The sequence below is a fragment of the Neofamilia massiliensis genome (genome assembly GCF_001299475.1).
In the GTDB taxonomy this organism is placed as follows: Bacteria; Bacillota; Clostridia; order Tissierellales; family Peptoniphilaceae; genus Neofamilia; species Neofamilia massiliensis.
In genome coordinates, this window is sequence record NZ_CYUJ01000002.1 from 57,147 (window position 1) to 69,551 (window position 12,405).

Consider the following 12,405-nt stretch of genomic DNA (forward strand, 5'->3'; position numbering starts at 1 on the left):
AAGTTGCTGATAAGCCTGAACAAAATGGTGTGTAGTCGGATAATTCTTTCCACAGTGGGATTACACGGACAAAAAGACACAGGCTGAGAGGAAGAACCTAAACGTATTCAAAGATAAGATTGTCGAAACATGGTAAGCCTGGACTATTGACATACGGCAATGCAAATAGGAAGAGATGCTGATAATGGTGCAGGAAAAGGAGAATGGAAAAAGCGAATGCCATCTTGTAATGAGATGGATAGGGGTTCAAAATTTGCCCTAACTTGAAAGAGTGCAGACTTCCATTTGGTTTTTAATCACAAGAGAACTTGTAGAATTTTTGAAAGGAGAAAGCAAATGAACAGTAAAATGTGTGCTACTACTAACAGAGCTAAAAACTGGGAAAGTATAGATTTTTCTCTAGCAGAAAGCTATGTTAAAAAACTACAAATGCGTATTGTGAAAGCGTGGAAAATGAGTAAATATGGAAAGGTAAAATCTTTACAACATTTACTCACAACTTCATTTTATGCAAAAGCCTTGGCTATTAAGAGGGTAACTGAAAATCAAGGCAAGAAAACAAGTGGTGTAGATGGCGAATTATGGCTAACACCACAGGACAGGTAGAAGGCGATAGAAAAGTTAAAGTTAAGAGGATATAAACCTAAGCCTCTTAAAAGAGTGTATATACCAAAGAAAAATGGCAAGAAAAGACCTCTCAGCATTCCTACAATGACAGATAGAGCAATGCAAACCCTATATAAATTTGCACTTGAACCCATAGCAGAAACTACTGCTGACCCTAATTCTTATGGATTTAGGGCAAAAAGATGTACACAAGATGCTATCGAGCAGTGTTTTACATCACTTAATAAAAAGAAATCTGCAAAATGGGTACTTGAGGGAGATATAAAAGGTTGTTTTGATAATATAAGTCATGAATGGATATTAAATAATATCCCAATGAACAAGAAATTATTAAAACTTTGGCTTGAGTGTGGATATATAGAAAAACAAAAACTATTTCCAACAGAAACAGGAAGTCCCCAAGGCTCTCCAATATCACCTATTATTTCCAATATGGTATTAGATGGTTTAGAAAAAGCAATCAAAGAGAAATACCATAGAAGAACAGTAAATAAGAAAACATATTTCCCAAAGGTTAACTTTGTTAGATATGCAGATGATTTCATCGTTACAGGGGAAAGTGCAGAATTACTTGAAAATGGTGTAAAGCCAATCATTGTAAAATTCTTGGCTGAAAGAGGTTTAGAATTATCAGAGGAAAAGACACTCATAACACACATAAATGACGGTTTTGATTTTCTTGGAGTTAATATTAGGATGTATAAAGATAAGTTGCTTACAAAACCATCTGATAAGAACTTTAAGGCTATTGTCGATAAAATCAGACGAATCATAAAAGATAATCCGTCAATGAAACAAGAAATTTTGATTAGAAAATTAAATCCAATCATTATAGGTTGGGTAAACTATCAGAAATATAATGTTTCATCTAAAACCTTTGAAAAACTTGATTATGAAATATATAAAAGCTTGTGGACCTGGTGCGTTCGTAGACACCCAAAGAAAGGTAGAAAATGGATAGCTAAGAAATACTTCCATACCATTGGAAATAGAACCTGGACTTTCAGTGTAGCAACTGGCGACAGAATGGAAAATGGCGAGAAATACTATCTTCGTCTTAAATATGCTACAGACACTGATATTAAAAGATTTACCAAAATACAAGCTGAAGCAAATCCATTTGATGAAAATTGGCAAATATACTTTGAAGAAAGAGAAGAGTTAAAAATACGAAACGAACTTAAAGGACGTACAGTTATAAATAGACTGTATAAAACGCAAAATGGAATATGCCCTGTTTGTGGAGAGAAAATAACTATTGATACAGACTTTAGAGTACATCAAACAATTCAAAATAATATTACTCTTAAAACTTTAGTACACCCTTGGTGTCATAGAAAATTGCATATAGATGATGAAGAAAACACGCTGGCTCTTTAATTAGGGCTTATAAAAACTTGAGCCGTGTGAGGGGAAACTCTCATGCACGGTTCTTAGAGGGGAAAGGGATAGTAATATCCCCGACCTACTCGACCAGACAATAGAGAATAAGCAGAAATTCATATCCCAAATTATGACAAGCAAGACGCCTGTGCGTGTTGCAGAAGATGTTGATGAAGCAAGCCTATCTTATTCAGAAATTAAGGCTTTAGCCACTGGAAATCCTTTAATTAAAGAAAAAATGGATTTAGATAACGAAGTTACAAAACTAAAAATGCTGGAAGCAAACTACAAGTCTAATAAATATAAGCTTGAAGATAAGGTAAATAAAATTTATCCTCAAAGTATTTTAAAAACTGAAATGGAAATACAAGCAGTTAAAGAAGATATTGCAAGTGTTGAGAAATTAGGAGAAGGAGATAGTAAATTTACTTCAATCAGTCTTGGTGCAGATAAAATTTTAGATAAGAAAGAAGCTGGAGAGAAGCTATTAGAAGAAATAAAAAAAGTAAAGATAAATGATAGCAAGGTCATTGGTAAATATAGAAATTTAGACTTACAAGTTTCATATAACTTTATGACTAATACTCATACCTTTAAACTCCTAGGAAAAGCAGAATATTTCGGAGAGCTTTCAAACTCTACTGATGGTAATATAACAAGACTTGATAATGCCATTGAAAAAATGCCTTCAAGACTTGAAAGATTAAATCAAAACCTTGAAAACTATAAAGAATCTTTAGAAAATGCCAAAGTAGAATTGCCAAAACCATTTGAAAAAGCAGATGAGTTAAGAGATAAGACACTAAGACTAGCTGAGATTAATAAACTTTTAGATATGGGAGAAGTCGAAGAATTAGAAAACCACTCACCATTATTAGAAGATTTAAAGAGGGCGATAGTCGATTATTCTAACTATGAGTTTTCAGAATCTAATAGCTATGAAGACTTCAACAAACTATACCCTGATTTAAGCCATATAGGACTTGCCTATACAGAAACACCAGATGGTAAGCACTCTATTCAATATGAGGTGAATTTGGAAGAAAAAACATGGACTCAGTATGTAGATAATGTTGCTATTAGAACAGAATCTTTTGTAGAAGAAGATATATCTAATTCACAAGCTCTTAAAGATATGACTGAAGCCATAAAGATGTCAAGTTTTGATGATTTGGTATCAGTAGATGAAGAAGATTTAAAACAAGCCTTAGGCTTAGAAATAGATGATGACGGAAACTTCTATGATCCACTAGCAAAAGATCTTGACAATGATGGAATACCAGATAGGTATGACAATGATTTTAAAGATAGTGATTACTTTGAATCAACTTATGATGTAGAGGATAATCTTCACGCAAGGGAAGAAAAACCATCAATATTGGGACAAATATCAAAATTTAAATCAGAAGAAGAAAAAGATAAAAATCAAGAAAAAAGTGAAAAAGGACAAGAACGATAAAGGAGGGCGAAAGGCTCTCCTTATTTAGTACAAGGAGGAAATTATGGAATACAAAGATATTAGAGAAAATTTAGAAGAAATGATGAATGATAACTACAAGGATTTTATAAAAGCACTTGTGAGCATAGAAAAAGGTGTTACTGATGAAAAGGCACTTGAAGAAGTCTACGTTTTATATATGAACAATGACACAACAGGTCTACTAAGTGATGACTTTGACTATATGATTGATGATATGAAAGAACAAGGCAAGATTATTGAAAATGTCAGTGATATTGAAGAAAAAGACGATCTTATAAATCTCGTGGGTAATATAGCTGGAAAAGTAGAAAATCTAGAAAGAGAAAATGCTAATGGAGAAAAGTTCAAGGTAAGCAACTTTTCAATTGTTTCAAAAGATGACGATGGGAATAAAATTTATACCAATTGTTCAGCATATGGAGATAAGACAAAAGATTTAGAGAATCTAAAAAAAGGAGATTTTGTTAAAATATTTGGTCAAGTAAAAACAAGCATTGACAACAACGGAAAGGAACATAAAAATGTCCGTATTTTATCTTCTAAGCTCTTAAAAGCAAAAGAACAAGTAAAGAGTCAAGACAAGGATAAAAAGTCCATATTAGGGCAAATAAAAAGCTTTAAGACAGATGACAAAACTAAGTCAACTAAGAAAGAACATAGCAAAGGTGAAGAGAGGTAAATATCGGCAGTTTTGATCTGAACCCATCCATCCTTATTCCGGATTTTTGGGTTCAGGTCATTTGGACTAAAAGTATTTGATGAGAATGGAAAGATTGTTTTTCCAGTTGGAAAAACAATCGATGAGTTAGCTAGAGAAGTTATCCGAGGTGATTGGGGTAATGGAGAAGAAAGGAAAAAAAGACCCACAAATGCTGGATATGATTATCATGCTGTTCAGAGAAGATTGAATCAACTATTATAATTCTATAGATAATAAGAAATCTATATGATAATTAAGAAATCAAAGAAACTATTATTGACATTATCGATAATAAAAGTTATACTACAGTATCATAACTTTTAATTAAAAAGAGGTATTATTTATGGGTAATAACATAAAAACTATAAGAAAACAGAAAAATATGACACAAAATGATTTAGCAAAAGCAGTTGGAGTAACTAGACAATATATAGGTGATATTGAAAATTTCAAAAAAACCCCCACTATAAAAGTTGCTTTTGATTGTGCAAAGGTTCTAGATGTTGAAGTTAAAGACTTATTTTATTATTTATAATTCCAATTGTTATTATATAATAAAATTAATATTGATGTATAGAAATTTTAATGAAAATGTAATTAATGCTATCTGATATGCAAGCTTGTATAATTCACTTTCTTTACTTGAAAATAAATCGTGACCCTTGATTCGTGTATGATTCAAGGGTTTTTAACATGCAAAAAAAGATTTTTAAATTTAACTGAAAACATAGAGAAAAGCAGGGGAAAAAGATTCTTTATACTTAAATGCAACTATAGTTGCATTATGCTAAGAAGTATTATATAATAATCATAGAGGAGTGGAAGTGACTAGATAAAATCAGACGTTTGTATTGAAAGTTTTATTTTGATATATCTATTTTTATTAGTGTAGTTGATTATATTTAAATTTAATTTATTTTAAGCTGATGTAGGAAAGGTTAATTTGATATATTCTAGTTATGATAACGTCATTAGGGGTGATATTAATCACGAAAATATGATTTTCTTGAAGATTATATTATTGAGAACAAGTATTGAAAAAGACTTGGAAAACTTTTGCTATAGATGGAAGATATTTTTTCTATGGCTTAGAAACTGGAAAAATTTTAGAATGTTTTCTAGATGAATATAAAATGCTAAAAGATTTGCCAAGCCTCAAAGATTTAAATCAGCTGGAGTCTTTATTTTCAAAGTATGAAAATGAAAAATACAGTACATAAGTAAGTTAGAACGATGGATTTCAATTTCATCGTTGCAAGAGACAGTATAATGAACCGAAGAATTAGACGAATGTTGTAGTAAAGTTTTTTAAAAAAGCAAGGTTTAGTATTAGCGGGATATTGAGGTCTTATCAAAAGACTTTAATATAAATCAAACAAAAAGGAGGAACGGAAATGATTAAAGCAATTAATGAAGTAGCAGAAAAAGGTTATTGGGCAGATGCGAATGCTGGAAACTCAAATATTGATTCAAAGGATATATGTGAATTCTGTGACACTCGTGACAGTTGCACTCTGTGTGATTCAGAATGGTGTTGGCCTTTAGTTAAAGACTGGGTGTAAACAATAATTAGCATTATGAAACTAATTATTTGAGTAACCGAATATAGGAGAGAAATCCTCTCCTATATTTTTATGTTCTATTCTAATAAATTAAACTATATAGGAGTTATGATATGAAAACATTAAAAGTAAAAACTCATAGACTCATTAAAAATAACGGTAAAAATTATATTTTTATATCTGATACAGCATCTCTGTTTGAAATAGATGACTATGTTAAGAATATGATTAATGAGTCAGATGCATTATTTGCTTATGATAGCGATTCTGAAAAAGATCAGGAAATTATGCAAATTTTGGATAAAGCAGGATTTTTTACTGATTCTTTTAAAGAGCCAGATTGGAAATCTAAAATTAATAAGTCACAACCTTCAGCATTAGTTTTAATGTTATCTCAGGATTGCAATCTGAGATGTAATTATTGTTATGCAGGTGATGGAGAATATTGCAACAAAGGTCTAATGAAAGAATCTACTGCTAAAATGGCGATTGATTATGCTTTTGATAACTTTACCACAGACAGAATATCAATCATTTTGTTTGGAGGAGAACCTCTTTTAAACAAAAATTTATTTAAATTTTGCGTGGAGTATTCTAAGAAAAAAGCTGAGAAGTTAGGGAAGGAAGTAGGTTTTAGTACTACTACAAATGCAACTCTTTTAAATACGGAGATCGCTAAATTTATAATCGAGAATAAATTCAGTGTAACCATCAGCATAGATGGTGATGCAAAAACACATAATCGAAATAGATTCTATGCTAATAAAGAGGGAACATATGATGATGTAGTGTATAATGTAAAAAACTATTTGGGATTTAAAAATGTAGCTGCAAGAGCGACTCTTACAAAATACAATCCAAAAATAAAAGATGTATACGAGCATCTTTATGGATTGGGATTTAGATCGATTCATATCTCCCCATCCATTGAATTTATGGATAAAGATGCTTATGATAAGTTAATTATTAGTTACTTGGAACTTATTGATACCTTTGAGAAGAAACTTAAGTCAAAAGACTATGATTATTGCTTAAGGATGTCTAATATTATGGCATTTCTTAACAGATTGAATAGAGGTGGACTTAGAAGAAAGTTTTGTGGGGCATGCAATAATATGCTGACAGTCGATATTGACGGATCATTCCATGGATGCCATAGATTTGTTGCTGCACCAGAATTGAGTTACGGAAATATTATGAATCATAATGTTATTGAAGATGATAGAAAAAATGGAATGATTGAAGCTCTGATACAAACTCATGATACGGTTTGCCGAGAGTGTTGGATATCAAGTATATGTGGAGGCGGATGTCCTGCAGAGAATATGTCTTCGAATAAAGATTTAAAAAGACCTTATGATTTAACGTGCAATTATTTGAAAAGTATTATGCCTAAAATAATAGAACTATATATCGGATTAAGTAGTGAGGAGAAGCGAATTTTCTTTTATTATGAAAAATAGTAGGTGTTCTAATATGTATAGCACAATATTAAAAACGATAAAATGAAATTGGCTGTATAGTGATGAGTATGATTATGAAACAGATATATCTGCAATATTTTATGGCATAAATAGAAGAGATAAATATGCAATAATCATTAAAGTACATAAGTATGATAATGAAAGTAATAGAACTAATGTAAAATTTAATATAGTGAATAATTCACTATATAATAGAATTAAATATATAAACCAGAGTTATATTGATGAACTAAGTGAAAATATAGAAAACCATAATAGTATATCCAGTATAATTCTAGATTCAAGGAATTGTATAGGTGGCAATTTCATGCAAACAATTTGCATGATGGATATTTTTTATGGAAGATATAAATTTAGTCTTATAAAAAAGAGGGTACAGACTTGCCTTCTAAAAATCATGATAGCAAATTTTCTAGAATTGTATTATTAGTTGGAAAAGGAATTATTTCTGCAGCTGATCCTGTAACAGGAATAAGAGTGAACAATAATAAAAAAGTTGTTATAGGTACTGAAAGCACCTTTGGTAAAAATACTGTTCAAAAAACTTTGCATTAGGAATATAATGCTATATATGAACTTAGCGTTTCAAAATTTGAATTTGAGAGCATCATATCTAGTGGAAACGGTTTTAACCTAAATATAATAGGTAATAGATTTATTCAGGGAGACTATATAGAATTAAACAATATTTCAAATTATTGTATTTCTGACATTAGTATTAACATTATAAAAAATATGTGGAGTTAAATTTTATAACTACGGGATTTGGAGGAAGAAATATGATTCGATTAGAAAACGTAAGCAAATCATACGCCGATAAGATGATTTTGGAAAATATTAATTTCGAGGTTGAACAAGGAGATCGAGTAGTTATCTTAGGGAAGAGCGGTAGTGGTAAGACAACGCTTTTAAATATTATAGCAACGATAGATTCTAATTATTCCGGGAATGTTTATCTTTTTAATAACTATTTGAGAAAATTAAAAAATTCTGATATAGCTGAGTTGCGTAGAGATCAATTAGGGTTTATCTTTCAAGATTTTGGACTATTGGAGAATTTTAATATTGAAGAAAACATATTATTACCAAGTAGAAGTGCTGGAAAGGATATTAAAAAAGATGAATATTTTAACAAACTTATAGATGTGTTAAATATCGAGAATTTATTAAAAAGGTATCCATCAGAATTATCTGGTGGAGAAAAGCAGAGAGCTGCTATTGCAAGAGCGATTATAAAAAAACCAAAATTAGTGGTAGCTGATGAAATTACATCTGCACTTGATATTTATACATCTAAGGAGCTCATTATCTATCTAGATGATGTCGTTACAAAATTTAATATAACTTTATTAATGGTAACACATGATCTTGAAGTTGCTAGAGTATGTAATAAAGTATATTTTATTAGACATGGACATCTTATAGAATTAGATAATTTAAACAGTGCAGAAAAACTATTTTATCAAGAGAGTAATGAGGGATAATATGATAGGGCAAGGAGGTAATAAAAATTATCATTATATGTTTAGTATGTCGTTAATTTTTATGTTCTTTTATGCTGTCTTAATTTTGAGCAATAGTGAAGGAATATACGAATTGGCAGAAAATATGGAAAATATGAAAGTATTCTTTTCAGTTATATTTGTTGTTTCATTTCTTGTAACAATTAAATTTGCCATTGATGGAATAACACAAGTCATTATAAGGGAAAGAGAAAAATTAGGTATATATTCTTTAGCCGGAAATAGAATTGCCTTTTTGGCTCGTATGATAAACGTCAACTTATTAGAAAGTTTTTTTATTGCATCAATTATCGGTGTGATTTTAGGTACTATATATAGTCATTGTATTGTCATACTTTTAGAATTAATATTTGAAATATCTAATATAGAGATAGATATAATAGGATTTAAAACTTTTACGGAGTATATTTTACTGCTGCTTATGATTTTGTGTACTAACTATTTGGTTGCATATATTATTTTAAAGAGAAAGGATGTTAAGGATTTAATATATTATGAAAATATTTTAAAGGTTGAAGATTCGATTTTAAGAGACAACAATCTTTTTAGATACTCCGTTATTACAGCTGGAATACTAGCTTTAACAGTTTTTTTTATTTTTTTAATTACAAAAAATATACAATATGATATTACAATATATTATATTATGGCGAGCTTAATATCTTGTTCTTTTCTTATATATAGATTAACCAAGATGATTATTTTAACAAGATTAAATAAAAATGTAAAATTTTCATCTAAAAATTTTTTTAAATATGTTTTTTCGCAAGAAGTTATACGAAATTGGAAAAAATATTACAGGAATCAGTGCTTATCAACGACGATTCTTTGTTTATCGTGCTTATTTTTATTTGGTTCATTGACGATTGGATATTCATATAAAGAAAATATAGCTAAAGAAGCCCCATTTGATCTGGCTGTATCAGTAGATGCCAAGAGTGTCGACTTTAGTAATGTGAAAGATAAAATTGATTTTAATAACGTAAATTATAAGATTGAATACAAGGTATACTCAAACGAAGATTTAAAAAAATATAATTTACCTACACAGTGTATAAAATTAAGCGATTATAATTATTTACGTAAAATGTTGAATAAAGACCCAATCAATTTATCTGATTATCAATACTTAGTGCAAGTAGAGGATATGATTATTGAAAAAAGGATAAAGGATGAAGTTAAAAATAATCAAATTAGCATCAATAACAAAGACTTTTATATGGCTGAAAGTATTCAAAATTTTCCATTTCTACAATGTAATATAAATGGAAAATTTGAGTTATTAGTATTTAATGATGAAGTAATTAATGACATGCAACTTCCTGTAAAGAGGAATGTTATGATGGTAAGTTTCAAAAATCAGCCGAAAGCTCAATTAAAAAATGAACTATATAAGACTTTAAATTCTTCAACTAATTTAGTCATGGATAATGAAAAAGAGCATATAACAATTAAAGTTGTCTTGAAAGAGTGGAGTAGACTAAATGGTCTGGTTGGGTTATCGATATTAACTATTTTTGGAGTTTTTATGGCGTCGATTTTGATATTGATCGCTATTAATAATATCGCTTTTTATAGCATTAAAAATTTAGACAAAATCTATATAGAAAATAAAATATATTTTGATTTAGGATGGAGTCTTGAACAGATTAGTCAATATAATGCGTTTAGGAACAAGGCGTTCTTTATAAATGCTACCGAAATGATATTGCTAAGTTTGGTTACTGGGACTGTATCAATGTATTATTTTACAAATCAATATTTAGATAATGATATGTACATATTTGCATTTGCTACGATTTCATTGTTATTATATTTGTTAATCATGTTTGTATATAATATAAGTCTAAATAGAATTTTATGTAACAAAATATATGAGTAGAGTAGGGAGTAGCTAATGTTTGTTGATATAATAAAAGAATTTAAAAAATTTAAAAAAGAGCAAATATTATGCTTTTTGTTTTCCTTTATAAATATCGCATTAATGTTATTGCTCCCATATACCTTAAAAATGATAGTTGATAAAGGTATAGCTGCTAAAAATCAAGAGGTCTTATTAACTTGGACTGCTTTGTATATTATTATGGTCTTTTTTCAACATATTTTTGAGTATTTAGCTAATATAAATAGGGTTAAATTAAAGAAAGAGTATTTGATAAATAAAAGAACGCTTATACTAAACAGAATTAAGAATATTCAAGGGAACGTTCTAAAAGACTACAGCACGGGTAAGATAGTTAATATCATTAGTGATGATTTAGAACAAATAGGTGCATCATTTACAACTATCTTTTTTGAACTTTTTAAAAATGTTTTAATGGGTTCTATAGCGGCTATATTTTTATTTAGAATGAACACTCTACTTTTTATGGCTGTTATACTATTACAGCTTGTGATAGTATCTATTAACAATAAGCTATCTCGTAAAGTGCAAGATAAGACAAAAGTTTTTATTAAACAAAAAGATACAAATAAACAGGTTTTATATGATTTTATTAGCGATATTGAAAATATTGTATTATCAAATGAATGTGAATATTATGCTAAGCGTTCATTGAAAGAGGAGATATGTACACAAAATAAATTTATTGATGCTATGAATTTATCATTTTTAAATGCGTTTTCTGGAAAATTTGTTAGTGCTATTTCACAGATTATTATTTGGTTTATTGGTGGGATTCTCGTTATAAAATCACTTATGTCATTTGGAGAAATTATAGCTTTTATGTCGTATTCTTCTATGCTTTTAGGACCTATTTTAGGATTAACTAATATGAATTATGAAATTAGGTCTACTCTCATTTCTTTAGAGAGAGTAAACAATTTTGAACTTGCACTAGATAATTCCATAAATGCAAAAGAACAAATTCATACTGTTGAAACAATTGATTATAATAGTGTTAAGTTCAACTATGGTGAGTCAAAAAATATACTAAATAATATAAACTTACATTTTCAAAAAGGAAAAAAATACGGTATCATTGGGAAAAGTGGTACAGGAAAAACTACTCTATTGAAGCTTCTATTAGGGTTCTGGAATGCAGAAGATGGAGAACTTAGAGTGAATAATATAAATATAAAATATATAGATAAATTTTCGATAAGAGATAGAATTTCACTTGTCACACAAGAAATTATTATCCCTAAAGTCAGCATTAAATCATATCTAACGCTTGATAATAATGTTGAAGAAAGAATAATCTATAAAGTTTTGGATGATGTTAATTTACTCAGTAAAATAAATCAATTAGATAACGGAATTAATTCGGTTATAGGATCAGAGTTTTCTATGTCAGTTGGAGAAAAACAAAGATTATGTTTGGCAAAGGCATTACTTAAAGATAAGGATGTATTGATATTAGACGAGTTTACATCTAATATGGATATGGTTAATGAAGAAGAAATTATTAAGAATATTGTTACTAAATTCAATAACAAAATAATCATAGTAATTACACATAGATTTAAAGTTTTAGAATATTGCGATATTGTTTATGAAAGTAAAGGAGATTATTTTGATATGATTTCATATAAATAATAAATTAATAGGAGATGTTCATCCTATGTGTAAGATTATTTTTAGTTAAAACTTGGATAATAAAATTAAGCTAGACATATTTAAATGATAAAAATTAAAGATTTAAGT

13 protein-coding genes are annotated in these 12,405 nt (G+C 29.0%); all 13 read left to right on the forward strand.

Features of this window, described 5'->3' with window-relative positions; all coding sequences use genetic code 11:
- Positions 1-336 precede the first annotated feature (336 nt).
- The 13 genes from BN2667_RS09645 (at position 337) to BN2667_RS00295 (ending at position 12,297) form a co-directional block, all read left to right on the forward strand.
- Positions 337-606 carry a reverse transcriptase N-terminal domain-containing protein gene (locus BN2667_RS09645; RefSeq protein ID WP_461786637.1) on the forward strand — a complete coding sequence of 90 codons (270 nt, stop codon included), beginning with the start codon at positions 337-339 and terminating at the stop codon, positions 604-606.
- Positions 607-612: 6 nt separating this feature from the next.
- Complete coding sequence (gene ltrA / locus BN2667_RS00255; protein ID WP_461786640.1) at positions 613-2,007, forward strand: group II intron reverse transcriptase/maturase; 1,395 nt, start codon at positions 613-615, stop codon at positions 2,005-2,007.
- Between the two features lie 133 nt (positions 2,008-2,140).
- Positions 2,141-3,469, forward strand: a complete 1,329-nt coding sequence (locus BN2667_RS00260; protein ID WP_054251351.1) for a hypothetical protein — start codon at positions 2,141-2,143, stop codon at positions 3,467-3,469.
- Between the two features lie 43 nt (positions 3,470-3,512).
- Positions 3,513-4,169: a hypothetical protein gene (locus BN2667_RS00265; RefSeq protein ID WP_054251352.1), complete on the forward strand. Its 657-nt coding sequence runs from the start codon at positions 3,513-3,515 to the stop codon at positions 4,167-4,169.
- 117 nt (positions 4,170-4,286) lie between these two features.
- Positions 4,287-4,412 (forward strand): hypothetical protein, encoded by a 126-nt coding sequence (locus tag BN2667_RS09080; RefSeq protein ID WP_341436196.1) that lies wholly within the window; start codon positions 4,287-4,289, stop codon positions 4,410-4,412.
- Positions 4,413-4,533: 121 nt separating this feature from the next.
- Positions 4,534-4,725 (forward strand): helix-turn-helix transcriptional regulator, encoded by a 192-nt coding sequence (locus BN2667_RS00270; protein WP_054251353.1) that lies wholly within the window; start codon positions 4,534-4,536, stop codon positions 4,723-4,725.
- Positions 4,726-5,224: 499 nt separating this feature from the next.
- The gene (locus tag BN2667_RS00275; protein WP_054251354.1) at positions 5,225-5,410 is read left to right on the forward strand and encodes a hypothetical protein; all 186 of its coding nucleotides are present in this window, start codon (positions 5,225-5,227) and stop codon (positions 5,408-5,410) included.
- A gap of 174 nt (positions 5,411-5,584) precedes the next feature.
- Entirely contained in the window at positions 5,585-5,752 is a 168-nt protein-coding gene (locus tag BN2667_RS09280; RefSeq protein WP_154664281.1) for a hypothetical protein, read from the forward strand.
- A 113-nt stretch (positions 5,753-5,865) separates the two neighbouring features.
- Entirely contained in the window at positions 5,866-7,215 is a 1,350-nt protein-coding gene (gene papB / locus BN2667_RS00280) for a PapB family radical SAM/SPASM ranthipeptide maturase (protein ID WP_054251355.1), read from the forward strand.
- Between the two features lie 402 nt (positions 7,216-7,617).
- Positions 7,618-7,791, forward strand: coding sequence for a S41 family peptidase (locus BN2667_RS09085; RefSeq protein ID WP_082380134.1), 174 nt, complete (start codon positions 7,618-7,620; stop codon positions 7,789-7,791).
- 224 nt (positions 7,792-8,015) lie between these two features.
- Positions 8,016-8,720: an ABC transporter ATP-binding protein gene (locus BN2667_RS00285; RefSeq protein ID WP_054251356.1), complete on the forward strand. Its 705-nt coding sequence runs from the start codon at positions 8,016-8,018 to the stop codon at positions 8,718-8,720.
- Between the two features lies 1 nt (position 8,721).
- Complete coding sequence (locus tag BN2667_RS00290) at positions 8,722-10,641, forward strand: ABC transporter permease (RefSeq protein ID WP_062551387.1); 1,920 nt, start codon at positions 8,722-8,724, stop codon at positions 10,639-10,641.
- A gap of 15 nt (positions 10,642-10,656) precedes the next feature.
- Positions 10,657-12,297, forward strand: coding sequence for an ATP-binding cassette domain-containing protein (locus BN2667_RS00295; RefSeq protein ID WP_054251358.1), 1,641 nt, complete (start codon positions 10,657-10,659; stop codon positions 12,295-12,297).
- Positions 12,298-12,405: the final 108 nt, after the last annotated feature.

What these genes read in the sequence shown, in the direction of transcription:
- BN2667_RS00295 (WP_054251358.1), top strand. Translation starts at nt 10,657, where the DNA reads ATGTTTGTTGATATAATAAAAGAATTTAAAAAATTTAAAAAAGAGCAA.
- BN2667_RS00290 (WP_062551387.1), top strand. Translation starts at nt 8,722, where the DNA reads ATGATAGGGCAAGGAGGTAATAAAAATTATCATTATATGTTTAGTATG.
- papB (WP_054251355.1), top strand. Translation starts at nt 5,866, where the DNA reads ATGAAAACATTAAAAGTAAAAACTCATAGACTCATTAAAAATAACGGT.
- BN2667_RS09280 (WP_154664281.1), top strand. Translation starts at nt 5,585, where the DNA reads ATGATTAAAGCAATTAATGAAGTAGCAGAAAAAGGTTATTGGGCAGAT.
- BN2667_RS09645 (WP_461786637.1), top strand. Translation starts at nt 337, where the DNA reads ATGAACAGTAAAATGTGTGCTACTACTAACAGAGCTAAAAACTGGGAA.
- BN2667_RS00285 (WP_054251356.1), top strand. Translation starts at nt 8,016, where the DNA reads ATGATTCGATTAGAAAACGTAAGCAAATCATACGCCGATAAGATGATT.
- BN2667_RS00265 (WP_054251352.1), top strand. Translation starts at nt 3,513, where the DNA reads ATGGAATACAAAGATATTAGAGAAAATTTAGAAGAAATGATGAATGAT.
- BN2667_RS00270 (WP_054251353.1), top strand. Translation starts at nt 4,534, where the DNA reads ATGGGTAATAACATAAAAACTATAAGAAAACAGAAAAATATGACACAA.
- BN2667_RS00260 (WP_054251351.1), top strand. Translation starts at nt 2,141, where the DNA reads ATGACAAGCAAGACGCCTGTGCGTGTTGCAGAAGATGTTGATGAAGCA.